Source organism: Mycobacterium sp. NGS40 (genome assembly GCF_059812735.1).
This window is the reverse complement of sequence record NZ_JCALDG010000008.1, coordinates 249,275-273,807: the sequence shown is the minus strand read 5'-3', so window position 1 is coordinate 273,807 and position 24,533 is coordinate 249,275. Positions and strand designations below refer to the sequence as shown.

Genomic DNA, 24,533 nt, shown 5'->3' with positions numbered 1-24,533 from the left:
CATAGGCGGGTGCACCGGCGCCGACACACCGAGACCTCACCGTTATGTGGGGTGTTCACGCGGCGGGCCTCGGTCAGGTCGAGGAAAGGCCTCCGGCGGGGCGTGCTCCCGCGATTTCCGGGTATCTCGACTTCAAAGCATCGATGTTCAGGAGGCGGCAATGGCGCGAGACACGAGAGGACCGAACGCGACGGAAAATCTGCGCCGGGTCAGCCTCAACCCGCCACGTTGGCGCCAGGGCCGATGGCTACTGGCTGGCGAAGCCGTGGTCGCCGCCGCGATCGGCGTAACCGGCTTGGTAGCGATGTTTCTCATCGCACCCACCCGCGTCGGGCTGTCGCTGGTCGGCGTACCCGTGACCGCGACGCTGAGCTGCGTGATGCTGGGCCTCGCCGCGGCCGCGGCCCTATCGACGATCCATCGACGCCTGGCGTTGCTGTTCTGTGCCGTCGTGAGTGTGATCGCGCTCGGCTTCGTGTTCGTGGCCGCGGTGGCCGGTGTTCATCACTCTCCGGGACCGATGGGATTCACGCCGACGGCCATCCTGTGGTGGGCCGCGGTGTTCTGCTACAACTTCGGCCTCGGCTTCTGGCTGATTCCCGACCACCTCGAAGGCCCCGAGTGGATACGCCGGCGCCGCACCGAGGAGCGCTCCGGCGGTTCCGGGCGACGGACCGGCTAGTCCAGCAGGACGGTGGCGAAGGTGCCGACCTCGGCGAAGCCCACCCGGGCGTAGGCAGCCCGGGCCACCTCATTGAAGTCGTTCACGTACAGGCTGGCGATCCGCCCGCTGCCGACGATCACGGCGGCCAGCATCGCGGTGCCCCGAGCACCCAGCCCCAGGCCGCGCCACTCCGGATGCACCCAGACGCCCTGGATCTGGCCGACCGCGGGCGATTGCGACCCCACCTCGGCCTTGAAGACGACCTGGCCCTGCTCGAACCGGGCCCAGGCGCGCCCGGCGGCGATCAGGCTGGCCACCCGGCGGCGGTAGCCGCGACCGCCGTCGCCCAGCCGCGGGTCGATGCCGACCTCGCCGATGAACATGTCGACCGCGGCCACCAGGTAGGCGTCCAGCTCCTCCGGCCGCACCTGACGCACCTCGGGGTCGAGGTCACACATCGGGTGTTTGGCCAGCGCCATCAGCGGCTGGCGTTCCCGCACGTCACGGGCCGGCCCCCAGGCGGTCTCCAGCCGCTCCCACATCGGCAGGACCAGACTCGCCCGCCCGACCAGGGACGAACAGCGCCGCGTCCCGCTCATCGCCTCGTCGGCGAACGCGTTCAGGTCGGCCGGCAGCCCCCGCAACGGGATCAGGTTGGCACCGGCGAAACACAGCGACTCGTCCGCGCCGCGGCGGGTCCACAGCTCCCCGCCGATCGCGCCGGGGTCGATGCCGTGATCGGCGACGCGGGAGGCGACCATGCACGCCCCGATCGGGTCTTCGTCGAATACTCGCCACACCGCGGCGGCGTCGCGCACCACGGACACCCGTCTATCGCCAACGAGGCGAAACAGGGGCGGAGCCGACATCTGGCGAACTCTCCGTGGTGCGAACGACAGGACCAGTAAGAGAGAACTGGTCTTATCAGCTTACGGTGACAACCGGCGTCCCGCTGCCTGTTGTGCCAGGACCGTTATCACCGGCCATGTCCGAAGCCAGCCGCATCGCCTCTTCGATCAGCGTCTCAACGATCTGAGCTTCGGGAACGGTCTTGATCACCTCGCCGCGAACGAAGATCTGCCCCTTGCCATTTCCGGAGGCAACGCCGAGATCGGCCTCGCGGGCCTCCCCCGGGCCGTTGACGACGCACCCCATCACCGCGACCCGCAGCGGCACGTCGAGCCCGTCCAGGCCCGCGGACACCGCGTTGGCCAGGGTGTAGACGTCGACCTGCGCGCGGCCACACGACGGGCACGAGACGATCTCCAGCCCGCGCGGGCGCAGGTTCAGCGATTCGAGAATCTGAATGCCGACCTTGACTTCCTCGACCGGTGGCGCCGACAGGGACACCCGGATTGTGTCGCCGATGCCGCGGGACAGCAGGGCGCCGAAGGCCACCGCCGACTTGATCGTGCCCTGGAAGGCCGGCCCGGCCTCGGTTACACCGAGGTGCAGCGGATAGTCGCACGCCGCGGCCAGCTGCTCGTAGGCGGCGACCATCACAACGGGGTCGTTGTGCTTGACGCTGATCTTGATGTCGCCGAAGCCGTGCTCCTCGAACAGCGAGGCCTCCCACAGCGCCGACTCGACCAGCGCCTCCGGGGTGGCCTTGCCGTACTTCTCCATGAACCGCTTGTCCAGCGAGCCGGCGTTGACGCCGATGCGGATCGGGATGCCGGCCGCGGCGGCCGCCTTGGCGACCTCGCCGACGCGCCCGTCGAACTCCTTGATGTTGCCCGGATTGACCCGCACCGCAGCACATCCGGCGTCGATCGCGGCGAAGATGTACTTCGGCTGGAAGTGGATGTCGGCGATCACCGGGATCTGGCTGTGCCGGGCGATCTCGGCCAGCGCGTCGGCGTCCTCCTGCCGCGGGCAGGCCACCCGGACGATGTCACAGCCTGCGGCCGTCAGCTCGGCGATCTGCTGCAGCGTCGTATTGACGTCGTGCGTTTTGGTGGTGCACATCGATTGCACCGAAATCGGGGAATCGCTGCCCACCCCGACGTCGCGGACCATCAATTGGCGCGTTTTACGCCGGGGCGCAAGCGTGGGCGGCGGCGCTTCCGGCATGCCGAGGCCGGTCATTGAAACAACCTGATCGGGTTGACCAGATCCGCGGTCACGGTCAGCAGCATGTAGCCGACCACGAACACCAGGACCACATAGGTCGCGGGCATCAGCTTGAGGTAGTTGACCGGGGCCGCCGCGACCATTCCCCGCGCGGAGCGGAACAGGTTGCGGATCTTTTCGAACACCGCGACGGCGATGTGGCCGCCGTCGAACGGCAGCAACGGCAACAGGTTGATCGCGCCCAGGATCAGGTTCAGCTGGGCCAGGAAGAACCAGAACGCCACCCACAGTCCGTGGTCGACGGTGTCGCCGCCGATGATGCTGGCCCCGACGACGCTCATCGGCGTCTGCGGGTCGCGCTGCCCGCCGCCGATCGCGTGCACCAGCGCGCCGACCTTGCCGGGGATCGCGACCAGCGCCTTGCCCACCTCGGCCGTCAGGTCGCCGGTGAAGGCGAACGTGGCCGGGATGGCGCCGAGCACGCCGTAGTGCGTGGGCGACTGTTTGACGCCGCCGACGCCCATGGCGCCGACTGTCGCGGGGGCGGGCTTGCCGTCCTGTCCGTTGCCCACGTATCGCTGCGTTTGCGTGATGTCGACGTAGGCGGTGATCGGGGTGCCGTCACGTTCGACGACGACCGGGACGGTGCCGTGCAGCTTGCGGATCGCGGCGGCCATGTCGTCGAAGGTGGACACCTTGGTGTCGCCGACCTTGACCACCACGTCGCCGGGGCGGATGCCGGCCAGGGCGGCCGGACCGGGACCGGTGCACTCCCCGAGCTTGCCCGGAGCGACTTCTGGTGCGATGCAAGCGGTTTCGCCGACGATCGCCTGGGTGGGCGGGTGCAGGTTGGGCAGCCCCCAGATGAGTGCGATCACGTAGATCAGGACCACGCAGATGATGAAATTCATGCCCGGGCCGGCGAACAGCACCGCGACCCGCTTCCATGTCTTCTGCTTGTACATGGCCCGGTCGGACTCGTCGGGCGCCAGGTCCTCCACCGGGGTCATCCCGGCGATGTCACAGAAGCCGCCCAGCGGAACGGCCTTGAGGCCGTACTCGGTCTCGCCGCGCCGCGTCGACCACAGCGTGGGGCCGAACCCGACGAAATAGCGGCGCACCTTCATGCCGGTGGCACGCGCGACCCACATGTGGCCGCATTCGTGCAGGGCCACCGAGATCAGGATGGCCAGCGCGAACAGCGCAATGCCGATTCCGAACATCATCAGCCGCTAGGACCTTTCTAAGACCATTCCCGAGACTTCGGCGGGGCTTGCAGTTGTGACCGCGCGCTGCGCTCGCTCCCGCGCCCAGCGCTGCGCGTCTAGTACCTCATCCACGTTAGCGGGTGTTACGGCCCATTGGTCGGCGGCGCTCAGCACGTCGGCGATTGTTCTGACGATGGTCGGAAAGCTGATGCGGCCGTCCAGGAAGGCCGCCGCGGCCTCCTCGTTGGCGGCGTTGTAGACCGCGGTCATGCAGCCGCCGGTCTCGCCGGCCTGCCGGGCCAGCTCGACGGCCGGGAAAACGTCGCTGTCCAACGGCTCGAATTCCCAGGTGGACGCGGTGGTGAAGTCACAGTGCGCGGCCGCTCCCGGCACCCGCCGCGGCCAGCCCAACGCCAGCGAGATGGGTAGCTTCATGTCCGGCGGGCTGGCCTGCGCGATCGTCGAGCCATCGGTGAACGTGACCATTGAATGAACAATCGACTGGGGGTGCACGACGACCTCGATGCGGTCGTAGGCGACGCCGAACAGCAGGTGGGTTTCGATGAGCTCGAGTCCCTTATTCACCAGAGACGCCGAGTTCAGCGTGTTCATCGGCCCCATTGACCAGGTCGGATGGGCGCCGGCCTGCTCGGGGGTGACGGCCTCGAGGTCGGCGGCGGCCCAGCCGCGAAACGGTCCGCCCGAGGCGGTCAGCACCAGCTTGGCGACCTCGTCGGGCTCGCCGCCGCGCAGGCACTGGGCCAGCGCGGAGTGCTCGGAATCCACCGGCACGATCTGCCCGGGTCGCGCCGCCGCCAGGACCAGCGGGCCGCCGGCGATCAGCGATTCCTTGTTGGCCAGCGCCAGCCGGGCGCCCGAGTGCAGCGCCGCCAGCGTCGGTCGCAGGCCCAGCGCCCCGACCAGGGCATTGAGCACGACGTCGGCTTCGGTTTCCTCGACCAGCCGGGTAACCGCATCCGGGCCGTGAAAGGTGACGTCGCCTAGCGTGTCGGCCGCCCGCTCGTCGGCGACGGCGATGTTGGTCACTCCGGTCTCGGCGCGCTGGCGCGCCAAGATGTCCGGGTTGGAGCCGCCCGCCGCCAGCCCAACCACCTCGAAGCGGTCCGGGTTGGCGGCGATGACTTCCAGCGCCTGGGTGCCGATGGAGCCGGTGCTGCCCAGCACGAGCACGCGGATCGGGCCGTCGGCCCGCACTTGGTTCCTCGGGGAACTCACTCACTCATTGTGCCGCCGGTGGCCGTCGCGGGCCACGGCGGCTTGAGGGTGCGCTCAGGGCGGCGAGCCCGCGCCATGGCCGTCCGATTGGACCCATCCGTGACCGTCCGCACTCCGAATCACTGGCGTTCATCCCAGAGGTGGCGGCTGCGGCCGTCGTAACAAAGGAATCGAAGCGCAATGACGAATGTTCAGGCCAAGACAGTCGCGGCGGCCAGCCTGGCGGCGATCGCGATCGTGGGTTTCTCGGGCTGTTCGAGCAACAAACCCGCAGCGCAAAGCTCGACCAGCGCGACCGTTGCGACCAGCAGCACAACGGCACCGATGACCACATCCGCGGCGGCCGCCGACCCGGCGGCGGACCTGATCGGGTCGGGGTGCTCGGCGTACGCCTCGCAGAACCCCAACGGCCCCGGGTCGGTCGCCGGGATGGCGCAGGACCCCGTCGCGACGGCGGCATCGAACAACCCGATGCTGACCACCCTGACGTCGGCGCTGTCGGGCAAGCTCAACCCACAGGTGAACCTGGTCGACACCCTCAACAACGGCCAGTACACGGTGTTCGCCCCGACGAACGCCGCGTTCGACAAGCTTCCGGCGGCCACTATTGACAAGCTGAAGACCGACGCCGCCCTGCTCAAGAGCATCCTGACCTACCACGTGGTGCAGGGTCAGCTGAGTCCGGCGAAGGTCGACGGCGCCCACGTCACACTGCAGGGCGCCAGCGCTACGGTGACCGGCCAAGGAAACGACCTGAAGGTCAACGACGCGGGCCTGGTGTGCGGCGGGGTGCACACCGCCAACGCGACCGTGTACATGATCGACACGGTGCTGATGCCGCCGAATCAGTAGCCCTTCAGGTGCAAGGAATGGCTGGGCAGCCGAGATAATGGGCTGCCCAGCCATTCTTATGTGATCGCGAAACTCCTTGGCTCTCAGACCAATCCATCACCGAGACGGCAACGAATACCAAGCATGTTGACGCTCGCGCTGGTCGGCTTACTCGGCGGCCTCATCACCGGCATCTCCCCCTGCATTCTGCCGGTCCTGCCGGTGGTGTTCTTCTCGGGAACGCAAGTCTCTGCCGAGCAGTCGCCCGCAACCGAAGGTGCCGTCGCGGTCGCGGAAAAGCGCAAGCTGTCCGCGACATTGCGGCCGTACCGGGTGATCGGCGGCCTGGTGCTCAGCTTCAGTGTGGTCACCCTGCTCGGCTCGGCACTGCTGTCGGTGCTGCGCCTGCCGCAGGACACCATCCGTTGGGTCGCCCTGGTCGCGCTGGTGGCGATCGGCATCGGCCTGATCTTTCCGCGCTTCGAACAGCTGCTGGAGCGGCCGTTCTCCCGCATCCCGCAGAAGCAAATCGCCACTCGCGGAGGCGGTTTCGGACTGGGCCTGGCGCTTGGTGTGTTGTACGTACCCTGCGCGGGTCCGGTGCTCGCCGCGATCGTGGTGGCCGGGGCGACGGCGACGATCGGCGTGGCGACGGTGGTGCTGACCGGCGCGTTCGCGGTCGGCGCCGCCCTGCCGCTGCTGTTCTTCGCGCTGGCCGGTCAGCGGGTGGCCGAGCGGGTGAAGGCTTTCCGGAGCCGGCAGCGCGAGATCCGGGTGGCCGCGGGCGTCGTGACACTTCTGCTCGCGGTGGCGCTGGTGTTCGACCTGCCGGCCGCGCTGCAGCGGGCGATTCCCGACTACGCCGGGTCGCTGCAACAGAGAATCGGTGACTCCGAGCAGGTACGGGAAAAACTGAACCTCGGCGGTATCGTCAACGACCAGAACGCACAGCTGTCGAACTGCAGCAATGGCGGCACAAAACTCGAGAACTGCGGTCCCGCACCCGATCTCAAAGGCATAGCCGGATGGCTGAACACCCCCGGCGGCCAGCCGATCACCCTCGACTCGTTGCGCGGCAAGGTGGTGCTGGTCGACTTCTGGGCCTATTCCTGCATCAATTGCCAACGCGCCATCCCACACGTCGTCGGCTGGCAAAAGGCATACCAGGACGGCGGTCTGGTGGTCATCGGCGTGCACACTCCGGAGTACGCGTTCGAGAGAGTGCCGGACAACGTCGCCAAGGGGGCGGCGGATCTGGGCATCACCTATCCGATCGCGCTGGACAACGGTTACTCCACCTGGACCAACTATCGCAACCGCTACTGGCCCGCCGAATATCTGATCGACGCCAGCGGCACGGTGCGGCACATCAAGTTCGGTGAAGGCGACTACGACGTCACCGAGAGCCTGATCAGGCAGCTGCTCACCGACGCCCGGCCCGGGGTCAAGCTCGGCAAACCGGTGGACGCGGCCGACACCACCCCGAAGGCCGCTCTGACACCGGAGACCTATTTCGGGGTCGGCAAAGTCGTCAACTTCGGCGGGGCCGGAATGTACGACGAAGGGACGGCGACGTTCGATTACCCACCGGAGCTCGCGGCCGACAAATTCGCCTTGCGCGGCCCCTGGTCGCTCGACTATCAAGGCGCGACGGCGGACGGCGACGACTCCGCCATCAAGCTCAGTTACCACGCGAAAAACGTGTACATCGTGGTCGCCGGCACCGGCACCCTCACGGTGGTGCGCGACGGAAAAACCACAACGGTGCCGATCAGTGGGCCTCCCACGTCCCACCAGATCGTCGGCGGCGATCAGGTGGCACCCGGCACGCTCGAGGTGCGCCCCGGCAGGGGGTTGCAGGTGTTTTCGTTCACCTATGGCTGATATTGCGGTCGCGATCAATCCACAAGCGGAGCGGCTCCGAATCAGAGATGCCGGGACTTCAGCCAGACGGGGTGAATGCTCGCGGCCTATGAAGGGAGCGAATCGCATGAATGCATTGAGGAAAATGGCGGCAACCAGCTTCGCTGCCGCAGGAATCGTTGGCCTCGGAATCGCAGTGTCTCCGAGCGCGGGCGCCGCTGATTTGGTGGGTCCGGGATGCACCGATTACGCGGCGGCCCACCCCAACGGTCCGGCCTCGGTGGACGGGATGTCTCAGGCGCCCGTCGCCGTAGCGGCGTCCAACAACCCGATGCTGACCACCCTGACTTCGGCGCTGTCGGGCCAGCTCAATCCGCAGGTGAATCTGGTGGACACCCTGAACAACGGCCAGTACACGGTGTTCGCGCCCACTGACGCCGCATTCAGCAAGCTGCCCGAGTCCACCATCGGCCAGCTGAAGACGAACGCGGCGATGCTGAAGAGCATCCTGACCTACCACGTGGTACCGGGTCAGCTGAGTCCGGCGAAAGTCGACGGCACCCACGTCACACTGCAAGGTGCCGGCGTGACAGTGACCGGCCAGGGAAACGACCTCAAAGTCAACAATGCGAGCGTGGTTTGTGGAGGGGTGCCGACCGCGAACGCGACGGTGTACATGATCGACACCGTGCTGATGCCGCCCTCGTAGGCGAGTGGCAATCGGGTTGGTGGCCCACCGGCTCCGGCCGGTAGGTCACCAACCCGAGGCTACGAAGGGCTGCGGCACGGCGGGTATGCCAGAATCTGTGATCAGAAGACGATCCGACCCGAAGGGAATCGCCGTGGCCAGTACCGAGGTGGAGCTCTACAACGGTGTCGACCCGGCCGAGGTGCCGTCCGCCGCGTGGGGATGGAGCAAGATCAACATCCGCACCTGGCACGGCGTCGGCATCTTCGCCGTGATCTTCTTGCTGGCCATGCTGCGCGGTAACCACGTCGGCCACGTCGAGGACAACTTCCTGATCGGTTTCGCGGTCCTGTCTCTGTTCATCCTGATCCGCGACATGTGGGGCCGCCGGCGCGGCTGGATCCGCTAGCCGCTGCGCGCCGCGTGCGTCGGTGCCAGGCGCTCACCACCGCGACGCCCACCAGCGCGACCAACGCCAGCAGCCAGGGCCAGACGCCGTGCTGGTGCACCCAGTCGGCCAGCACGCCCTGTAGCCGCCCGGCCGCGAGAATCACCGCATCCCGGGGGTCCGCCGCGGCGTCCAGCAGCCGCAACTCGTAACGGCCGTAGTAGCCGACGTACAGGCCGACCAGCACCAGCAGCGCGCCGCCGATCCGGTTGACGAACGGCAGAATGCGACGCAGCCGATCGGCCAGCGCCGAGCTGGCGGTCGCGGCGGCGATCGCGAGCACACCGACGACCAGGGTCAGGCCCGCGACGTAGGCCAGATAGATGGACACGCCCGTGACGAGCGACCCGCCGCGCAGGCCGGCGGCAGTGACCGCCAGAAACGGCCCGATCGTGCACGACAGCGAGGCGATCGCGTAGCTGATGCCGTAGCCGTACATGCCGGCCAGGCGCGTGGGCGCCCACCGCGGTCCCAGCGCGCGTGGCGTCAGCGCGGTCAGCTCCCGGCCCGAGAGCAACCAAATGCCAAGGGCGACAAGCACAATGCCGATCATGACGGTCGCGTATGGCAGGTAGCGCTGCACCGTGGTGGCCGCCGAGATGGTCAGCGCGCCGAACAATCCGAACACCGTCAGGAACCCGAGCGCCATCCCGGCGGTGGCGGCCAGCGCGCGTCCCACCCCGGCCGCCGGGCTTGGGCGTTGCCCGTTGTACTGGCCGCGCACCACCAGCAGCAGGTAGGCGGGCAGCATCGCGAACCCGCACGGGTTCACCGCGGCCACCAACCCGGCAGCGAATGCCAGACCGACGAGGCCCTGGTTCACTTCAGCGCGGCCACCCGATTGGCCAGTTCCTGCTGGGGCATCGCCGAGGTGGGGTTGTTGACGAACGTCGAGCTGCCGTCCGCCCGGTAGAACACGTAGGCCGGCTGCCAGGGCACGTTGTAGCGGGCCCAGATCGAGCCGTCGGCGTCGTTGAGGTTGGTGAAGTTCAGGCCGTATTTGGAGACGAAGGCCTGCTCCGCGCCGGGGTCGGAGTGCCCGGCGATGCCGACGAAGGTGACACCGGGATTAGCGGCCGCGACCTGGGACACCCCGGGAGCTTCGGCGTTGCAGAACGGGCAGAACGGCGCCCAGAACCACAGCACCGCCGGTTTCCCCTGCAGGCTGGCACCGTTGAACGGTGCCCCGCTCAGCGTCGTTCCGGTGAACTGCAGCCGATCGTCGGCAGCCTGTGCCCGTGGTGCGCCGGCCGATACCAGGACCGCCGCGACAAGGCCCGTCATGATGGCCGCGGCAAACAACTTGAAGCGCGAGAAAAAGCGAATCGTCATGCCAACCCCTTTTGCTGGACTACTAATTCACAACACGGACTAGGGTCGTGCCCGGTTCAGCACGCCACTAACCCTGTTCGAAGGCAAGTTGTCCGCATGCCGCACTGATCTCGCGGCCACGGGTGTCGCGGACCGTGCAGGACACGCCTTTCGCCCGGACCCGCCGGACGAACTCGCGCTCGGCGTCCTTGGGGCTGGCGTCCCAATCGCTGCCCGGGGTCGGGTTGAGCGGGATCAGGTTCACGTGTGCCAGCGGCCCGAGCGTGCCGTGCAGTCGCTTGCCCAGCAGGTCGGCGCGCCAGGGCTGGTCGTTGACGTCGCGAATCAGCGCGTACTCGATCGACACCCGCCGGCCCGTGACGTCGCCGTAGTATCGCGCGGCGTCCAGCGCCTCGCTGATCTTCCAGCGGTTGTTGACCGGAACCAGCGTGTCGCGCAGCTCGTCGTCCGGCGCGTGCAGCGACAACGCCAGCGTCACGCCCAGCCGTTCGTCGGCCAGCTTGCGGATGGCCGGAGCCAGGCCGACCGTCGAGACGGTCACCGAACGGGCCGAGATGCCGAAGCCGTCCGGCGGCGCCTCCGTGATGCGCCGCACCGCGGCCACCGCCCGTGCGTAGTTGGCCAGCGGCTCCCCCATCCCCATGAACACCACGTTCGACAGCCGGTCACCGAACTCGTCGCGCAGCGCCACCGCCGCGGCGCGCACCTGTTCGATGATCTCGGCGGTCGACAGGTTGCGCGTCAATCCGCCCTGGCCGGTCGCACAGAACGGACATGCCATGCCGCAACCCGCCTGCGACGAGATGCAGACGGTGTTGCGCTGTGGATAGCGCATCAGGACCGACTCGAAGGTGGTGCCAGCAGGGTCGTTAACGGCCCGCCACAACGTCTTTCGCGTCTGCCCGGCGTCGCAGGTGATTTCCCGGGCGACGCTGAGCAGGTTCGGGAACATCGTCTCGGCGATCACGTCGCGCACGGCCGCCGGAAGGTCGGTCATCTGCCGCGGATCGGCGATCAGCCGGCCGTAGTACTGATGCGCGAGCTGCTTGGCCCGAAACGCCGGCAAGCCGAGCTCCTCGACGGCCGACGCCCGGCCACCCGCGTCGAGGTCGGCGAGATGCCGCGGCGGCTTTCCCGCTCGCGGCTCTTCGAACACCAGTTGTTGGGCCATGCTCTGTCCAGTATCGGCTAGCGGCCTAGGGGACCAAGGTCAGCACGATCCAGGCTGCGACGGCCGACGGCAGCACTCCGTCGAGCCGGTCCATCAGCCCGCCGTGGCCGGGCAGCAGCCGGCCCATGTCCTTGATGCCGAGGTCCCGCTTGACCTGCGACTCCACCAGGTCACCGAGCGTGCAGGTGAGCACCAGGATGAGACCCAGCAGCGCGCCGATCCACGCTGGTTTGCCGGCCAGGAGGGTCGCGGTCAGGATCGCCGCGGAAATTCCGAAGACCAGCGAGCCGGTGAATCCCTCCCAGGACTTCTTCGGGCTGATCGTCGGGACCAGCGGATGCTTGCCGAAGAGCGCCCCGACGGCATATCCGCCGGTGTCGGAAGCGACGACGGTAACCATCAGGCAAAACACCCGTCCCGCGCCGTCGTGGGGATAGACGAGCAGGACGCCGAAGGAGGCGAACAGCGGGACCCAGGCGGCCAGGAAGACGGTGGCCGACGCGTCGCGCAGGTAGTTCGACGACGAGCCGGCGGGTGACGGACTGCGGCTGGGATCCGGCATGAACAACCGCCAGACATTGCAGACCACCACGGTGGCGGCGAAGCCGGCCAGCGCGCCGGCGGCGTGGTACGGCCAGGTCAGCCAGACGGTGACCTGGCCACCGACCAGCAACGGGATGACCGCGATGACGTACCCGGCTTCGCGCAGCCGGCGCACTACCTCGTGGGTGGCAACGAGAATCGCGATCGCGACGATGAGCACCCAGAAGCGCGGAGCGAAGACCAGCGTCGCGACGAGCAGCCCGCCGATCGCCGCACCGACCGCGATCGCCGCGGGCAGATCGCGTCCGGCCCTCGACGTCTTCTTGACGGGTTTCTGCAGGGTGTCTTTCACCCCCCGCGCCGGCTCGTCGGGCGGGGTGCCTGTGCCGGCATCGGAGGTTGCCACTGACTCGGTTGCTGAGCGGCCCCTAGACCTCCAGCAGCTCGCCTTCTTTGTGCTTGACCAGCTCGTCGATCTGGTTGACGTACTGCTGGGTGGTTTTGTCCAGGTCTTTTTCGGCGCGGCCGACCTCATCCTCGCCGGCCTCGCCGTCCTTACGAATCCGGTGCAGTTCTTCCATCGACTTACGGCGGATGTTGCGCACCGAGACCTTCGCGTCTTCGCCCTTGCCCTTGGCCTGTTTGACCAGCTCGCGGCGGCGTTCCTCGGTCAGCTGGGGTACCGCCACCCGGATCAGGGTGCCGTCGTTGCTGGGGTTCACCCCGAGGTCGGAGTTACGAATCGCCGTTTCGATCGCGTGCAGCTGGCTGGCTTCGTACGGCTTGATCACGACCAGTCGCGCCTCCGGGACGTTGATACTGGCCAGCTGGGTGATCGGAGTGGTCGTGCCGTAGTAGTCGATGACAATCCGGGAGAACATGCCCGGATTGGCGCGGCCGGTCCGGATGGTTGACAAGTCGTCACGGGCCACCGACACGGCCTTCTCCATTTTCTCTTCGGCGTCGAAGAGAGCCTCATCGATCATCTGCGCCACTCCTCTCCCCCGCAAGCGGGTGGTACCCCCACATCGCTGCGCCTCGCATCGTCGCAGTCGCGGATCATCTGCGTCTTCCCCTCAAGTGGTGACTAGCGTTCCGATCTTCTCACCAGCGACCGCCCGAGCGATATTGCCGTCAGTCAGCAGGTTGAACACCAGGATTGGCATGCCATTGTCCATACACAGGCTGAACGCGGTGGCATCGGCCACCCGCAGCCCCCGGTCGATGACTTCGCGGTGGCTGATCGCGGCGAGTAGCTCGGCGTCGGGATTCACCCGCGGATCCTCGGTGAACACGCCGTCGACCGCCTTGGCCATCAAGACCACATCGGCGCCGATTTCCAGCGCGCGCTGCGCGGCCGTGGTGTCGGTGGAGAAGTACGGCAGCCCCATGCCGGCCCCGAAAATGACCACGCGGCCCTTCTCCAGATGACGGACGGCCCGCAGTGGGATGTAGGGCTCGGCGACCTGGCCCATCGTGATCGCTGTCTGGACGCGGGTGTCGATGCCCTCCTTCTGCAAGAAGTCCTGCAGCGCAAGGCTGTTCATCACGGTGCCGAGCATGCCCATGTAGTCCGAGCGAGTGCGCTCCATGCCGCGCTGCTGCAGTTGTGCACCCCGGAAGAAGTTGCCGCCACCGATCACGACGGCGACCTGCACGCCGTCGCGGACCACTTCGGCGATCTGGCGGGCGACCTGGGCCACCACATCGGGATCGAGCCCGACCTGACCGCCGCCGAACATCTCGCCGCCGAGCTTCAGCAACACACGCGAATACTTCGCGCGCGGCTGGCTGGCGGGTTGTCCGTGGCCGGATGAAGATGTCGGCACGCCGTTAGCGCTGGTGGGCTCGGGCTGCGTCATCAGACTCCTCGCATGACAGTGCCATCCCGAGCTCGGCAGCACGGTGGCTTCCCACCCGGAACGGCAGTTCACATCCTGCCCCATCGCAGCACAATCTGGCGCCAGCGGGGTGGATTATTTGCGCGGGCGGCGAGCCACACCGCAGCGGCGCACCGTCGGCGCAGGTCACGCCCGGATGTGCTGGCGTCGCGACTTTGCTTCCGGTGCCGGATGTTTGAGCTCGCGCCGGCCTGGGAATCCCCACCACTCGGTGGGGAAATCTGCGGTCTTGAGAAGCAGGGCCGAATCACGCCGTATGCCGGAAGCGATCGCGCGAGCGCGTCAGTCGCTCACCCCTCGTACGCCTATGAGGAGGAATTGATTCATGGCGGACAACGAAAACTCTGGTCCCGCGGAAGCCGTCAAGGGCGTCGTCGAAGACGTCAAGGGCAAGGCCAAGGAGGCCGTCGGCGCGTTGGCCGGTCGCGACGACCTCACCCGCGAAGGCCAAGCCCAGCAGGACAAGGCCGAAGCCCAGCGTGACGCGGCCAAGAAGGAAGCCGAAGCGGAGGCCGCACGCGGCTCCGCGAAGGTGGCCGAGGAGCGCCAGAAGGCCAATCAATAGCTTGTTTGAAGGATGGGTCCGGCCCGTGTTGACGGGCCGGGCCCGTCGACTTTCCGGGCTGTTTTCCGGGCTGTTGTGGGCCCCATCCAGACGAAGCCAGCTCCGGTAACCGCCCACTTCAACGGGCAATTGCCCGACCAGTGAGCAATAGAGAAGGCATAGTTAACTCCCGAATGGGGTACTCAGCGCTGCGCTGGTGGACATCCGGTTGAGGTGCCGAGGCGGTCGGGGGCGACGACAGACCCTCATGAGGTTTGGAGATGTCTGTGGACGTGCTACTGCTTTCCAATGCCGACGATTTCGCGTCGGCATTACCCACCCTCGAGTCGTTGACCCAGACGATTCGCCGCGCGCCACTCTCCGACCAGCTCGACGGGCATCATGACAGCGCTGACGTCGCGATCATCGACGCACGCACCGACTTGGCGGCGGCCCGCAGTACCTGCCGCGGCCTGACGGCCCACACGCCGGCCCTCGCGGTGGTCGCGGTCGTCGCCCCCGCGCACTTCGCGTCGGTGGACGTGGACTGGCGCATCGACGATGTGATGTTGCCTGCCACCGGTGCCGACGAGCTCGAGGCGCGATTGCGTCTGGCGATCAAGCGCCGCCGCAGCGCGGTGGACGGCTGCTTGAAGTTCGGTGACCTCATCCTGCACCCGTCGAGTTTCGCCGGATCCCTGGACGGCAAGGATCTCAGCCTGACGGTTACCGAATTCAAATTGCTGAATTTCCTTGTGCAACATGCCGGTCGGGCGTTCAGCCGCACGCGGCTGATGCACGAGGTATGGGGATACGACGCCAATGGACGCGTGCGCACCGTCGACGTTCACGTGCGGCGGCTACGCGCGAAGCTCGGGCCCGAACACGAATCGATGGTCGACACCGTCCGCGGCGTGGGTTACATGGCGGTGACGCCACCGCACCCGCAGTGGGTCGTCAACGACGCCGCGGGGAGCCCAGAGCTCAACGGCCGCGGCCAGCACTGAACCGCGTTGGGGTTCAATCACATTCGAACCTCACGCGAACAGCGGTAGCGCCCGCTTGCGCGCCAGCGCATCCATACCTTGCTGGATGGCGTCTTGCACCTCCCGGTACTTCGCGTCGACGTAATCGTCGTCCTCGGCACGCGCGGGATCGTGATCCAGCTCCACCGCCGGCATGAACCGCGTCCTGATCTTGGCGGGTAACGGCAGCTGCGGAAGTGCGGCCGGCGCGATGCCCCACGGCAGCGAGACCGCCAGCGGAAAGACCTTGAGCCGCAACAGCCGATCCAGTCGCAATGCCTTGGACAGGCCGTCACCGCGGATCAGCACCGGCATCGCGTCCGCGCCGCCGACCGTGGCGATCGGCACTATCGGCACCCCGGCGCGAATCGCCATCTTCACGAAGCCTGTGCGCCCCGCCAGGTTGGCGCGGTCGCGTTCGGCCCAGGGACGCAGCGAATCCACTTCTCCGCCAGGCCATAGCGCGACGTCTCGCCCCTCGGCCAGCGCGGTGGCGATGGCGTCGGGAGCGGCCGGAAGCACACCCATCGAACGGAAGTAACGGCCGAAAAGCGGGATCGCCATCAACGCGTCGTGAGCGGTGCCGTGCAACGTGCGGTCCGGGCCGAAGCGCCGCCACCATTGCAGACCGACCGTCCACGCGTCCCAGACGAACGGAGCGCCGGAGTGGATCCCGACCAGCAGCGCCGGGGGCTCGGGAATGCTCTCCCAGCCGTCGATCTCCATGCGAAACCAATAGTCGACCAACAGATTCCACACAAACTTCTGGCGTTGCAGAGTGGATTCGTCTTGGCCGCGCAGATCCCAGCGGGCGGCCTGCTGCGCCACCCAGCCGCTCAATCCCCCGCGCAGCGCGTCGCGCTTTTCCTCCATCATCTCGCGGGCCTGTTCGGCGTGTTCTTGAGCTTGTTCGCGCACCGCGGCCGGCCTGTGATCTGTGTAACTCATTTCTGCCGGGTACCCCATTGAGCCGCCGGCAATTCGGTGAATCACCCGGCGAAAAAACCTGGGCAATCACTGTCAACGCAGAACTCCCCGCGCCACGGTGAGTGGCGCGGGGAGTTCGTCAGCGACTAGGCCTGTACCAGCCTTAGGTGTTCGCGCGCGCGTTCGGCGCCGGGGCCGGCGGCTGACCGGGCGCCGGGGTGGCGTTCGGCGCCGCACCCGGCTCCGAGCCTCCCTGCATGTTCGACGTCCAGATCAGGATGTCCTGGGTGCCCTCGTTGTAGACCACGCCGTTCGGCGGTGCGCCGGTCACGTCGAAGTACAGCGTGCCGGTCGACTCGCTGCCCTGCGGAATCGGCGCCGGGTTCAGACTGCCCGGGGCCCCGACCTTGTCGATCACCCGGTAGTTCTGGCCGTTGGGCCCACGGGCAATGAAGTCGTTGACCATCGGGGTGACCAGGCCGCCGTCCGACCGGGCCGTGACGTCCGCCTGGTAGAGCGTGCCCTTCGGCGTGTACCCCGGGATCGCCACATTGCTTGGCTGCAGGTTGCTCACCGTGTAGTTGGTGATCAGCGGCCCCGCGACCAGCTGCTGGCTAGTGCCGAAGCCCTGGATGTTGGGCGCCGCGGACGCGGTGGCCGCGGTGAAAGCGCTGACAGCAGCAATACCGGCGGCTCCGATCACCGATTTCATAGCATTTGAAGTGAACTTCATTGCTAAATACCTCTCAATTCAATCTTTACCGTTGTTTCGTCGCGATGATTTCCCTCCGGCACGGGTTGTCACCGCACCTCTGCCGCATATCCAATCCTTGTCAGCCCCAAACATCAGAGCAATGAACTGCAGAAACACCGTAATTCGTCGGCGCAAATCAATTCGCCACAGAATGCGCACAAACCTCAAAGCATAAGTTCAGCCCCAAATGCCACAGTTGAGTTCCACCGCGCAAAACAAAGTTCCCCGCGCGTAAACAGCGCGGGGAACTTCTCGCGAATTCGCAGTTCGAGCGGGCTAAACGTGGCGCGTCCAGACCAGGAAATCGTCGTCCTTGTCGGTGTACACCACGCCGACCGGCCGCTCGCCAGTTACGTCGAAGTACAGTTCGCCGGACGTCTGTTGGCCCTGATCGATCGGACGAGGGTCAAGGCCGTCGGGCACCGGCCTGGTGTTGAGCACGGGGTAAACCGTGCCGTTGAACGCCCTGGCCATGAAGCGGGACATCTGGGGCTGGACGTTTCCGGCAACCGATTTCGCCGTCACATCGGCCCGGTACAGCTGCCCAGCCGGTTGGTATCCGGGAATCGTCACGTCGGTCGGCGCCAGATTGCTGACGGTGTAGTCGGTGATCAGTGGGCCATCGACGGCCCGTTCGGTGGCTCCGTAGCTCTGGACCTTGGCAGCGGCCATGGGCGCCATCAAGATGCTCGCGCCCGCAATCCCCACAGCGCTCAGAGCCGCTTTCACTGTCGTCCTGGTAAGTGTCATTGTGATCCCCTTGGTAACTCGTGTTCCCTCCGACAACAGGCGTTACCCATCGGCGTCCGCACGCTAAACGACGCGGCGCGCTGTGAGCGCCGAATTGTCGCGACGTTCAAGCGCCTGTTACTTCGCATTCGCCGCATGCAATCGCCCATCCTCTGGCCGTGCTTACGCCGGCCCGCCGGCGGGATATGTCAGTATCGCTGACATGGGTGCGACCGAAGATGCTCCGCTTGGCTATCTGCTCTACCGGGTGGGAGCCGTGCTGCGACCCGAAGTTTCGGCCGTATTGAGTCCCATTGGCCTGACGCTGCCCGAATTCGTTTGTCTGAGAATGCTTTCCATGTCGCCGGGGCTGTCCAGTGCCGAGCTGTCCCGCAACACCAACGTCACGCCGCAGGCGATGAACACGGTGCTGCGCAGGCTGGAAGAGATTGGCGCGGTGGAACGGCCGGCGTCGGTGTCCTCCGGACGCGCGCTGCCGGCCACCCTGACCAGTCAGGGGCGCACGATGCTGAAACGCGCGGAAACCGCGGTCCGCAACGCCGATGACCGCATCCTGGCCAAGCTCACCGCGACACAGCAGCGCGAATTCAAGCGAATGCTGGAAAAACTCGGCTCCGACTGACTAGCCGGCCGCTTGAATCCGGGCCCAGGGCCGCGCCTGTTCGAGTTCGTAAGCCAGTTCCAGTAGCAGCGCATCCTGGCCCAGGTCGGCCGCGAACATCATGCCGACGGGCATGCCGTCCGCGGACTGGGCCAGCGGCAACGAAATCGCCGGATCTCCGGTGACGTTCTGCAGCGGCGTGAACGCCACCCAGTCGATCAGGCGGTCCATTACCTGCTGGTAATCGGTGGGCGCCAGGTGACCGACTCGCGGCGTCGGGTCGGCGAGCGTCGGGGTGAGCAGTGCGTCATAGGTCTGGTAGAACTCGGCGCTGCGCCGCCGCATTCTGCGCAGCCGCATGATCACGGCCGGCAGCCGGTGCAGGTTGCGGCCGGTGTGGCGCTCCAGGCCCAGCGTCAAGGCGTCCAGCCGGGTGCGGTCGAAGGTGTTGCCGAACACGCGCCGCCCGGTGCGCACCTGCATCAGCGCGAGAAATCCCCAGTACAAGATGAAGTCATCGACGAAGCTGTCCGGCACCGGATGATGGTCGATGTGTTCGACGCGGTGCCCCAGCTCTTCGAGCACCCCGGCGGTCTTGAGGGTCAGCTCCCGCAGTTCCGGGCCGCACTCGCGCCGCACCGAGCCGGTGGCCACCGCGATCCGCAACCGCTGCCGGCCGGGCCCGGTGACGTCTCCGATGGGTGCCAGCTTGGCGTTGCGCCAGATGCGTTCGGCTTCCCGATAGAACGCCGCGGTGTCGCGCACGGAGCGGCTCAGCACGCCGTTGGCGACGATGCCCACCGGCATCCGGCGCAATTCGGCGTCCAGCGGCAGCCGACCGCGCGACGGCTTGAGACCGACAATCCCGTTGCAGGCGGCCGGAATTCGAATCGAGCCGCCACCGTCGTTGGCGTGTGCGATCGGCACCACCCCGGCGGCGACGAACGCACCCGAGCCCGACGAGGAGGCCCCGGCCGTGTAATCGGTGTCCCAGGGGTTGCGCACCGGCCCGAGGCGGGGATGCTCGGCGGCCGCGCTGAAACCGAACTCCGACATCTGCGTTTTGCCCAGCGACGTCGGCCCGGTGGCCAGATACACCGCGGTGAACTCGCCGTCGGCGACGGCATTGCGCGGCGCCCACGCGTCGGCACCGCGCATCGTCGGTTGCCCCGCGACGTCGACGTTGTCCTTCAGGAACGTCGGGACGCCCTCGAAAAACCGATCGCTCGCGGGATTGGCCGACGCGGTCGCCCGTGCCTGCTCGAATGCCTTGTACGCCAAGCCGTTCAGCGCGGGGTTGACGGCCTCGGTGCGAGCGATCGCCGCTTCGACCACCTCAGTTCTGCCGACCCGGCCGGCCCGGAGGGCCTCGGCCAGGCCGGTGGCGTCGAGATCACCGAGGGCGTCGTCACCGAAAGCGTGCACGCGTCGCATAGGACTGACGCTAGCCGCTCGGGTTTGTCGGCTAGGCCTGGCCTACCTCGAAGCGAACGAACCGGGTCACCGTGACGCCGGCCTCGTCGAGCAGCGCCTTGACGGTCTTCTTGTTGTCCGACACCGACGGCTGCTCGAGCAACACCACGTCCTTGAAGAAGCCGTTCAGCCGGCCCTCGACAATTTTGGGCAGCGCCTGCTCCGGCTTGCCTTCTTCTTTCGCGGTCTCCTCGGCGATGCGACGCTCGCTGGCCACCACATCCTCGGGCACGTCCTCGCGGGTCAGGTAGCGCGCCTTGAGCGCGGCGATCTGCAACGCGACCCCATGCGCGGCCGCTGAGCTGGTGTCCGGGTCGGCACCCGGACCGTACTCGACGAGCACGCCGACCGCCGGGGGCAGGTCTGCGGCACGCTTGTGCAGGTAGGTCTCGACGGTGCCGTCGAAGAAGGCGGCCCGGCGCAGCTCCAGCTTCTCGCCGATCTTGGCGGACAGGTCGGCGACAGCCTGCTCGACCGTCTTCTCACCCGCCGAAGCGGCCTTGAGCGCGTCGACGTCGGCGGCCTTGGATTGGGCTGCGGCGGCGACGATTTCGTCGGCGAGCTGCTGAAACTCGGCGTTCTTGGCGACGAAGTCGGTCTCGCTGTTCAGCTCGATCAGCGCGCCGTCCTTGGCCGCTACCAGACCTTCGGCCGTGGCACGCTCGGCGCGCTTGCCGACGTCCTTTGCGCCCTTGATCCGGAGTGCCTCGACGGCCTTGTCGAAATCGCCGTCGCTTTCGGCCAGTGCGTTCTTGCAATCGAGCATGCCGGCACCGGTGAGCTCACGAAGACGCTTGACGTCGGCAGCGGTGAAGTTCGCCATATCAGCCTTCCGTGCTTGTTTCGGTTGCAGCTCCAGCGGCGTCGGTGGTGGCTGTGGTGGTCGCGGTCGTGGTCGCCCCGGTAGTCGCGGAAGCCAGCAGCTCCTGCTCCCACTCGGCGAGCGGCTCGGCGGACATCGAGTCTCCAGGCTCGGGCTTGCCGTCGCCGCGACCGACACCGGCACGCGCCTGCAGGCCCTCGGCGACCGCGGAGGCGATCACCTTGGTCAGCAGCGCCGCCGAGCGGATCGCGTCGTCGTTGCCCGGGATCGGGTAATCGACCTCGTCGGGGTCGCAGTTGGTGTCCAGGATCGCGATGACCGGGATTCCGAGCTTGCGGGCCTCACCGACGGCGATGTGCTCCTTATTGGTGTCGACGACCCAGATCGCCGAGGGCACCTTGGACATGTCGCGGATACCGCCGAGGCTGCGGTCAAGTTTGTTCTTCTCGCGGGTCAGCATCAAGATTTCCTTCTTGGTGCGGCCCTCGAAGCCACCGGTCTGCTCCATCGCCTCGAGCTCCTTGAGGCGCTGCAGGCGCTTGTGCACGGTGGAGAAGTTGGTGAGCATGCCACCCAGCCAGCGCTGGTTCACGTACGGCATGCCGACGCGGGTGGCCTCGGCGGCGACGGACTCCTGCGCCTGCTTCTTGGTGCCGACGAACAGCACGCTGCCACCGTGAGCGACGGTCTCTTTGACGAACTCGTACGCCTGGTCGATGAAGGTCAGCGTCTGCTGCAGGTCGATGATGTAGATGCCGTTGCGGTCGGTGAAGATGAACCGCTTCATCTTGGGATTCCAGCGACGGGTCTGGTGCCCGAAGTGGGTGCCGCTGTCGAGCAGCTGTTTCATGGTCACGACGGCCATGGTGATGCCATTCCTTTATGTCGGTTGTCGCCTGGCATCGGGTGAGGCCAGGCCCTGGCGCCTGCTGCGCTGCCGGACCCTGTTACGGGACCGCCCGGCATGCGCTGCGAACTCCTAGTGGAACGGGAGACGCGAGGCAGACGCGCGAAGTCAGCCCGCGAACGAGCTGCGACGAGCAGTTTACACCGACTCAGCTGGTGATTTTTCCAGCACATGTCCACAGTGCGGTCCGCGTGCACAGATTGGGCAAACGCGGGTGGCCGTGTCGTCGACGCCACGCTGAACTCATGGGGTGCGGTGGGCGGCGCTGGTCGTGGGTATGACGCTGTTCAGCGCGGTCCCGGCGGCCGCCGGGGACGTCCGGCTGGATTGGCCGCTGCGGCCGGCTCCGGCCGTCGTGCGTACGTTCGACGCGCCGTCGCCCAACTGGCAGCCGGGGCATCGCGGCGTCGACCTGGCCGGACGCGCAGGTCAGCCGGTGTACGCCGCCGGCAGCGCGACCGTGGTGTTCGCCGGGTTGCTGGCGGGACGGCCGGTGGTCGCCCTGGCTCATCCGGGCGGATTGCACACCAGCTACGAGCCGGTCCGGGCCGCGGTCCGGGTCGGTCAGCAGGTGAGCGAGCAGACGGTGATCGGCGAGCTGATCACCGGGCATGGCGGGTGCCGGGCGTCGGCGTGCCTGCACTGGGGCGCGATGTGGGGGCCGTCGTCGGGTGCTCGGTACGTCGACCCGCTGGGCCTGCTGGCGTCGACCCCGGTCCGGCTCAAGCCGCTGGGGGGTTGAGTGGGCAGTGTGGACTGGCCGATTCACGGGAATCGTTGGGTATGACCGCAGCAGAGACCGACGATGCGCCGACCGAGCACCGGAAGGCCGCGCCCGCTCCTGACGACCCGAGCAAACCCGATTCCCCGGACGACTTGACCAAAGCCTCGTGGCGGTACGTGCTGCGAAAGACCGCCCGCGAATTCACCGATGACCAGTGCACCGACCTGGCCGCCGCACTGACCTACTACGCCGTGCTATCCGTATTTCCCGCGCTGCTGGTGATGGTCTCGCTGCTCGGTGTGGTCGGCGACGGCGCGCACACCACCAATGCGCTACTCGACGCGGCGGCAAGTCTCGTCCCCGCATCCGCGCTCGACATCCTGCGCCAGCCGATCAAGCAACTGGTCGACAACCGTTCCGCTGGTTCGGCGCTGATCCTCAGCGTCCTGGCGGCATTGTGGTCGGCGTCGGGATACATCGGCGCATTCGGACGCGCCATGAACCGGGTCTACGGGATCGTCGAGGGGCGGCCTTTCTGGAAGCTGCGCCCACTGCAGCTGCTGCTCACCATGGCCGCACTGATCTTGGCGGCGGCGGTGGCTTTCATGCTGGCGACCAGTGGTCCGCTGACTCGGGTGATCGGCAGGGTGATCGGACTCGGCGAGGGCGCACAGCTGGCCTGGTCGATCGCGAAATGGCCGCTGATCCTGTTGTTGGTCACGCTGGTCGTGGCGATCCTGTACTACGTCACCCCAAATGTGCAGCAGCCGCGGTTTCGCTGGCTCAGCATCGGTTCGGCGATCGCCATCGTGGTCTGGGCTCTCGCCTCCGTCGGATTCGGCTTCTACGTCCGCGATTTCGGCAGCTACGACACGACCTACGGCGCGCTGGGCGGCGTCATCGTCTTCCTGTTATGGCTCTGGATAACCAACCTGGCCCTGTTGTTCGGGGCGGAGTTGGACGCCGAACTCGAGCGGGGGCGCCAGCTGCAGGCCGGCATTGCCGCCGAACGGGAGCTGCAGCTTCCGCCCAAAGACACGCGCGAGGTGGAAAAGAAAGAAGCCGCGGACCGCAAGGACATCAAGCGAGGGCGGTTGCTGCGCCGCACCCGGGGCCGCCACGAGTCGGGCGGCGGCTAGGCGCGCGGGTGGGCCTGGTCGTGCACCGCCCGCAGCCGCGACACCGCGACATGGGTGTAGAGCTGGGTGGTCGCCAGGCTGGAATGTCCCAGCAACTCCTGGACGACGCGCAGGTCAGCGCCGCCTTCCAGCAGATGGGTGGCCGCGCTGTGCCGTAGCCCGTGCGGGCCCAGGTCGGGCGCGCCGTCCACCGCGGCGATCGTCTGGTGTACGACGGTGCGGGCCTGGCGCACATCGAGGCGGCGGCCCCGCGCGCCCAGCAGCAGCGCCGGCCCGGAATCCGCGTTGGCCAGGGCGGGACGCCCGTCGTCCAGCCACGCCCGCAGCGCGTCCGCGGCCGGCACCCCGAACGGCGCGCTGCGCTGCTTGTTGCCCTTGCCCAGCACCCGCACCACCCGGTGACCGGCGTCCACGTCGTCGATGTCCAGGCCGCACAGCTCGCTCACCCGAATCCCGGTCGCGTACAGCATCTCGACGATCAGCCGGTCCCGCAGGGCGAGCGGGTCTCCTTGCTCGGCACCGGATTTCGCGGCGGCCATGGCGTCGCGCGCCTGATCCTGACGCAGCACGGCGGGCAGCGTGCGGTGCGCCTTGGGCACCTGCAGCCGTGCGGCGGGATCGACGCTCAGCAGGCCGCGCCGCACCGCCCACGCGGTGAACGCCTTGATCGACGAGGTGCGCCGCGCCAGCGTGGTACGCGCGGCCCCGGCCACTGCCCCGCTGGACAGCCAGGTCCGCAGCAGCGGCAGGCTCAGCGCGTCCAGCGCCACCCCGCGCTCGTCGAGGAAGGCGAACAACGAGCGCAGGTCGCCCAGATACGCGCGCCGGGTATGCGCCGAACGCCCGCACTGAAGATCCAGGTACTCGTCGAACTCGTCGAGAATCGCCTGCACTCCCCCACGGTCGCA

At 67.4% G+C, this 24,533-nt stretch carries 26 protein-coding genes and 1 pseudogene; 10 read left to right on the top strand and 17 right to left on the bottom strand.

Annotated elements, in window-relative coordinates; all coding sequences use genetic code 11:
- Nucleotides 1-160: 160 nt before the first annotated feature.
- Nucleotides 161-682: a hypothetical protein gene (locus AC5Y5O_RS15120; RefSeq protein ID WP_096286144.1), complete on the top strand. Its 522-nt coding sequence runs from the start codon at nucleotides 161-163 to the stop codon at nucleotides 680-682.
- Here AC5Y5O_RS15120 and AC5Y5O_RS15115 read toward each other — a convergent pair.
- Genes AC5Y5O_RS15115 through dxr form a run of 4 tightly spaced genes read right to left on the bottom strand, consistent with a single transcriptional unit; the run spans nucleotide 679 to nucleotide 5,160 of the window.
- Nucleotides 679-1,533 carry a GNAT family N-acetyltransferase gene (locus AC5Y5O_RS15115; protein WP_096286142.1) on the bottom strand — a complete coding sequence of 285 codons (855 nt, stop codon included), beginning with the start codon at nucleotides 1,531-1,533 and terminating at the stop codon, nucleotides 679-681. The genes AC5Y5O_RS15120 and AC5Y5O_RS15115 overlap by 4 nt on opposite strands.
- A 55-nt stretch (nucleotides 1,534-1,588) precedes the next feature.
- On the bottom strand, nucleotides 1,589-2,752 hold the full coding sequence (ispG, locus tag AC5Y5O_RS15110) for a flavodoxin-dependent (E)-4-hydroxy-3-methylbut-2-enyl-diphosphate synthase (RefSeq protein ID WP_096286140.1): 1,164 nt from the start codon (nucleotides 2,750-2,752) through the stop codon (nucleotides 1,589-1,591).
- Nucleotides 2,749-3,963 (bottom strand): M50 family metallopeptidase, encoded by a 1,215-nt coding sequence (locus AC5Y5O_RS15105; RefSeq protein WP_096286138.1) that lies wholly within the window; start codon nucleotides 3,961-3,963, stop codon nucleotides 2,749-2,751. The genes ispG and AC5Y5O_RS15105 overlap by 4 nt, the downstream gene beginning before the upstream one ends.
- 6 nt (nucleotides 3,964-3,969) lie before the next feature.
- Entirely contained in the window at nucleotides 3,970-5,160 is a 1,191-nt protein-coding gene (dxr, locus tag AC5Y5O_RS15100) for a 1-deoxy-D-xylulose-5-phosphate reductoisomerase (RefSeq protein ID WP_096286136.1), read from the bottom strand.
- A 201-nt stretch (nucleotides 5,161-5,361) separates the two neighbouring features.
- On the opposite strand from dxr, the gene AC5Y5O_RS15095 reads away from it, so the two are divergent.
- The 4 genes from AC5Y5O_RS15095 to AC5Y5O_RS15080 all read left to right on the top strand — a co-directional run bounded on the left by AC5Y5O_RS15095 (nucleotide 5,362) and on the right by AC5Y5O_RS15080 (nucleotide 8,972).
- Nucleotides 5,362-6,033, top strand: coding sequence for a fasciclin domain-containing protein (locus tag AC5Y5O_RS15095; RefSeq protein WP_096286134.1), 672 nt, complete (start codon nucleotides 5,362-5,364; stop codon nucleotides 6,031-6,033).
- A 123-nt stretch (nucleotides 6,034-6,156) separates the two neighbouring features.
- Nucleotides 6,157-7,896 (top strand): cytochrome c biogenesis protein DipZ, encoded by a 1,740-nt coding sequence (locus tag AC5Y5O_RS15090; protein ID WP_500025654.1) that lies wholly within the window; start codon nucleotides 6,157-6,159, stop codon nucleotides 7,894-7,896.
- Between the two features lie 106 nt (nucleotides 7,897-8,002).
- Nucleotides 8,003-8,584, top strand: coding sequence for a fasciclin domain-containing protein (locus AC5Y5O_RS15085; protein WP_096290988.1), 582 nt, complete (start codon nucleotides 8,003-8,005; stop codon nucleotides 8,582-8,584).
- A 133-nt stretch (nucleotides 8,585-8,717) separates the two neighbouring features.
- Nucleotides 8,718-8,972, top strand: coding sequence for a DUF2631 domain-containing protein (locus tag AC5Y5O_RS15080; RefSeq protein ID WP_207768489.1), 255 nt, complete (start codon nucleotides 8,718-8,720; stop codon nucleotides 8,970-8,972).
- On the opposite strand, the gene AC5Y5O_RS15075 is transcribed toward AC5Y5O_RS15080, so the two are convergent.
- From AC5Y5O_RS15075 to pyrH, 6 genes are all read right to left on the bottom strand, one after another.
- Nucleotides 8,923-9,834: a cytochrome c biogenesis CcdA family protein gene (locus AC5Y5O_RS15075; protein WP_500025653.1), complete on the bottom strand. Its 912-nt coding sequence runs from the start codon at nucleotides 9,832-9,834 to the stop codon at nucleotides 8,923-8,925. The genes AC5Y5O_RS15080 and AC5Y5O_RS15075 overlap by 50 nt on opposite strands.
- Nucleotides 9,831-10,343 (bottom strand): disulfide bond-forming protein DsbE, encoded by a 513-nt coding sequence (dsbE, locus tag AC5Y5O_RS15070; RefSeq protein WP_500025652.1) that lies wholly within the window; start codon nucleotides 10,341-10,343, stop codon nucleotides 9,831-9,833. The genes AC5Y5O_RS15075 and dsbE overlap by 4 nt, the downstream gene beginning before the upstream one ends.
- A gap of 67 nt (nucleotides 10,344-10,410) precedes the next feature.
- The gene (rlmN, locus tag AC5Y5O_RS15065; RefSeq protein WP_096286126.1) at nucleotides 10,411-11,514 is read right to left on the bottom strand and encodes a dual-specificity RNA methyltransferase RlmN; all 1,104 of its coding nucleotides are present in this window, start codon (nucleotides 11,512-11,514) and stop codon (nucleotides 10,411-10,413) included.
- A 25-nt stretch (nucleotides 11,515-11,539) separates the two neighbouring features.
- On the bottom strand, nucleotides 11,540-12,463 hold the full coding sequence (locus tag AC5Y5O_RS15060) for a phosphatidate cytidylyltransferase (protein ID WP_096286124.1): 924 nt from the start codon (nucleotides 12,461-12,463) through the stop codon (nucleotides 11,540-11,542).
- 22 nt (nucleotides 12,464-12,485) lie between these two features.
- Entirely contained in the window at nucleotides 12,486-13,043 is a 558-nt protein-coding gene (frr, locus tag AC5Y5O_RS15055; RefSeq protein ID WP_036468078.1) for a ribosome recycling factor, read from the bottom strand.
- 90 nt (nucleotides 13,044-13,133) lie between these two features.
- Complete coding sequence (pyrH, locus tag AC5Y5O_RS15050) at nucleotides 13,134-13,919, bottom strand: UMP kinase (protein ID WP_096286122.1); 786 nt, start codon at nucleotides 13,917-13,919, stop codon at nucleotides 13,134-13,136.
- 364 nt (nucleotides 13,920-14,283) lie between these two features.
- On the opposite strand from pyrH, the gene mbp1 reads away from it, so the two are divergent.
- The gene (gene mbp1, locus AC5Y5O_RS15045) at nucleotides 14,284-14,523 is read left to right on the top strand and encodes a microaggregate-binding protein 1 (RefSeq protein ID WP_500025651.1); all 240 of its coding nucleotides are present in this window, start codon (nucleotides 14,284-14,286) and stop codon (nucleotides 14,521-14,523) included.
- Between the two features lie 260 nt (nucleotides 14,524-14,783).
- Nucleotides 14,784-15,509: a winged helix-turn-helix domain-containing protein gene (locus AC5Y5O_RS15040; RefSeq protein ID WP_103175405.1), complete on the top strand. Its 726-nt coding sequence runs from the start codon at nucleotides 14,784-14,786 to the stop codon at nucleotides 15,507-15,509.
- A gap of 30 nt (nucleotides 15,510-15,539) precedes the next feature.
- On the opposite strand, the gene AC5Y5O_RS15035 is transcribed toward AC5Y5O_RS15040, so the two are convergent.
- The 3 genes from AC5Y5O_RS15035 to AC5Y5O_RS15025 form a co-directional block, all read right to left on the bottom strand.
- Nucleotides 15,540-16,475 (bottom strand): lysophospholipid acyltransferase family protein, encoded by a 936-nt coding sequence (locus AC5Y5O_RS15035; protein ID WP_500025650.1) that lies wholly within the window; start codon nucleotides 16,473-16,475, stop codon nucleotides 15,540-15,542.
- 142 nt (nucleotides 16,476-16,617) lie between these two features.
- A complete protein-coding gene (locus AC5Y5O_RS15030) occupies nucleotides 16,618-17,187 on the bottom strand; it encodes an MPT63 family protein (RefSeq protein ID WP_096286116.1) in 570 nt (189 codons plus the stop codon).
- A 297-nt stretch (nucleotides 17,188-17,484) separates the two neighbouring features.
- Nucleotides 17,485-17,880 carry a DUF1942 domain-containing protein gene (locus tag AC5Y5O_RS15025; RefSeq protein WP_500025649.1) on the bottom strand — a complete coding sequence of 132 codons (396 nt, stop codon included), beginning with the start codon at nucleotides 17,878-17,880 and terminating at the stop codon, nucleotides 17,485-17,487.
- 280 nt (nucleotides 17,881-18,160) lie between these two features.
- Between AC5Y5O_RS15025 and AC5Y5O_RS15020 the strand changes: the two genes are divergently transcribed.
- Nucleotides 18,161-18,580, top strand: a complete 420-nt coding sequence (locus AC5Y5O_RS15020; RefSeq protein ID WP_096286112.1) for a MarR family winged helix-turn-helix transcriptional regulator — start codon at nucleotides 18,161-18,163, stop codon at nucleotides 18,578-18,580.
- Here AC5Y5O_RS15020 and AC5Y5O_RS15015 read toward each other — a convergent pair whose 3' ends face one another.
- From AC5Y5O_RS15015 to rpsB, 3 genes are read right to left on the bottom strand one after another with little or no spacing between them, the layout of a single operon-like run.
- On the bottom strand, nucleotides 18,581-19,993 hold the full coding sequence (locus tag AC5Y5O_RS15015; RefSeq protein ID WP_096286110.1) for an amidase: 1,413 nt from the start codon (nucleotides 19,991-19,993) through the stop codon (nucleotides 18,581-18,583).
- 31 nt (nucleotides 19,994-20,024) lie between these two features.
- Complete coding sequence (gene tsf / locus AC5Y5O_RS15010) at nucleotides 20,025-20,855, bottom strand: translation elongation factor Ts (RefSeq protein ID WP_096286108.1); 831 nt, start codon at nucleotides 20,853-20,855, stop codon at nucleotides 20,025-20,027.
- Nucleotide 20,856: 1 nt separating this feature from the next.
- Complete coding sequence (gene rpsB / locus AC5Y5O_RS15005; RefSeq protein WP_096286106.1) at nucleotides 20,857-21,720, bottom strand: 30S ribosomal protein S2; 864 nt, start codon at nucleotides 21,718-21,720, stop codon at nucleotides 20,857-20,859.
- A 331-nt stretch (nucleotides 21,721-22,051) separates the two neighbouring features.
- Between rpsB and AC5Y5O_RS15000 the strand changes: the two are divergent.
- Together AC5Y5O_RS15000 and AC5Y5O_RS14995 are read left to right on the top strand one after the other, a co-directional pair.
- Nucleotides 22,052-22,495 (top strand): annotated as a pseudogene (locus tag AC5Y5O_RS15000) (M23 family metallopeptidase); the annotation flags it as partial.
- A gap of 50 nt (nucleotides 22,496-22,545) precedes the next feature.
- The gene (locus AC5Y5O_RS14995) at nucleotides 22,546-23,625 is read left to right on the top strand and encodes a YihY/virulence factor BrkB family protein (protein ID WP_096290985.1); all 1,080 of its coding nucleotides are present in this window, start codon (nucleotides 22,546-22,548) and stop codon (nucleotides 23,623-23,625) included.
- Here the strand turns inward: AC5Y5O_RS14995 and AC5Y5O_RS14990 are convergent.
- On the bottom strand, nucleotides 23,622-24,518 hold the full coding sequence (locus AC5Y5O_RS14990; protein WP_096286104.1) for a tyrosine recombinase XerC: 897 nt from the start codon (nucleotides 24,516-24,518) through the stop codon (nucleotides 23,622-23,624). The genes AC5Y5O_RS14995 and AC5Y5O_RS14990 overlap by 4 nt on opposite strands.
- Between the last annotated feature and the right edge of the window lie 15 nt (nucleotides 24,519-24,533).

Excerpts from the sequence above, each read along its gene's own strand:
- AC5Y5O_RS15120 (WP_096286144.1), top strand. The coding sequence starts at position 161 with ATGGCGCGAGACACGAGAGGACCGAACGCGACGGAAAATCTGCGCCGG.
- AC5Y5O_RS15115 (WP_096286142.1), bottom strand. The coding sequence starts at position 1,533 with ATGTCGGCTCCGCCCCTGTTTCGCCTCGTTGGCGATAGACGGGTGTCC.
- ispG (WP_096286140.1), bottom strand. The coding sequence starts at position 2,752 with ATGACCGGCCTCGGCATGCCGGAAGCGCCGCCGCCCACGCTTGCGCCC.
- AC5Y5O_RS15105 (WP_096286138.1), bottom strand. The coding sequence starts at position 3,963 with ATGATGTTCGGAATCGGCATTGCGCTGTTCGCGCTGGCCATCCTGATC.
- AC5Y5O_RS15095 (WP_096286134.1), top strand. The coding sequence starts at position 5,362 with ATGACGAATGTTCAGGCCAAGACAGTCGCGGCGGCCAGCCTGGCGGCG.
- AC5Y5O_RS15090 (WP_500025654.1), top strand. The coding sequence starts at position 6,157 with ATGTTGACGCTCGCGCTGGTCGGCTTACTCGGCGGCCTCATCACCGGC.
- AC5Y5O_RS15085 (WP_096290988.1), top strand. The coding sequence starts at position 8,003 with ATGAATGCATTGAGGAAAATGGCGGCAACCAGCTTCGCTGCCGCAGGA.
- dsbE (WP_500025652.1), bottom strand. The coding sequence starts at position 10,343 with ATGACGATTCGCTTTTTCTCGCGCTTCAAGTTGTTTGCCGCGGCCATC.
- rlmN (WP_096286126.1), bottom strand. The coding sequence starts at position 11,514 with ATGGCCCAACAACTGGTGTTCGAAGAGCCGCGAGCGGGAAAGCCGCCG.
- frr (WP_036468078.1), bottom strand. The coding sequence starts at position 13,043 with ATGATCGATGAGGCTCTCTTCGACGCCGAAGAGAAAATGGAGAAGGCC.
- pyrH (WP_096286122.1), bottom strand. The coding sequence starts at position 13,919 with ATGACGCAGCCCGAGCCCACCAGCGCTAACGGCGTGCCGACATCTTCA.
- mbp1 (WP_500025651.1), top strand. The coding sequence starts at position 14,284 with ATGGCGGACAACGAAAACTCTGGTCCCGCGGAAGCCGTCAAGGGCGTC.
- AC5Y5O_RS15040 (WP_103175405.1), top strand. The coding sequence starts at position 14,784 with ATGTCTGTGGACGTGCTACTGCTTTCCAATGCCGACGATTTCGCGTCG.
- AC5Y5O_RS15035 (WP_500025650.1), bottom strand. The coding sequence starts at position 16,475 with ATGAGTTACACAGATCACAGGCCGGCCGCGGTGCGCGAACAAGCTCAA.
- AC5Y5O_RS15030 (WP_096286116.1), bottom strand. The coding sequence starts at position 17,187 with ATGAAGTTCACTTCAAATGCTATGAAATCGGTGATCGGAGCCGCCGGT.
- AC5Y5O_RS15025 (WP_500025649.1), bottom strand. The coding sequence starts at position 17,880 with ATGGCCGCTGCCAAGGTCCAGAGCTACGGAGCCACCGAACGGGCCGTC.
- AC5Y5O_RS15020 (WP_096286112.1), top strand. The coding sequence starts at position 18,161 with ATGGGTGCGACCGAAGATGCTCCGCTTGGCTATCTGCTCTACCGGGTG.
- AC5Y5O_RS15015 (WP_096286110.1), bottom strand. The coding sequence starts at position 19,993 with ATGCGACGCGTGCACGCTTTCGGTGACGACGCCCTCGGTGATCTCGAC.
- tsf (WP_096286108.1), bottom strand. The coding sequence starts at position 20,855 with ATGGCGAACTTCACCGCTGCCGACGTCAAGCGTCTTCGTGAGCTCACC.
- rpsB (WP_096286106.1), bottom strand. The coding sequence starts at position 21,720 with ATGGCCGTCGTGACCATGAAACAGCTGCTCGACAGCGGCACCCACTTC.
- AC5Y5O_RS14995 (WP_096290985.1), top strand. The coding sequence starts at position 22,546 with ATGACCGCAGCAGAGACCGACGATGCGCCGACCGAGCACCGGAAGGCC.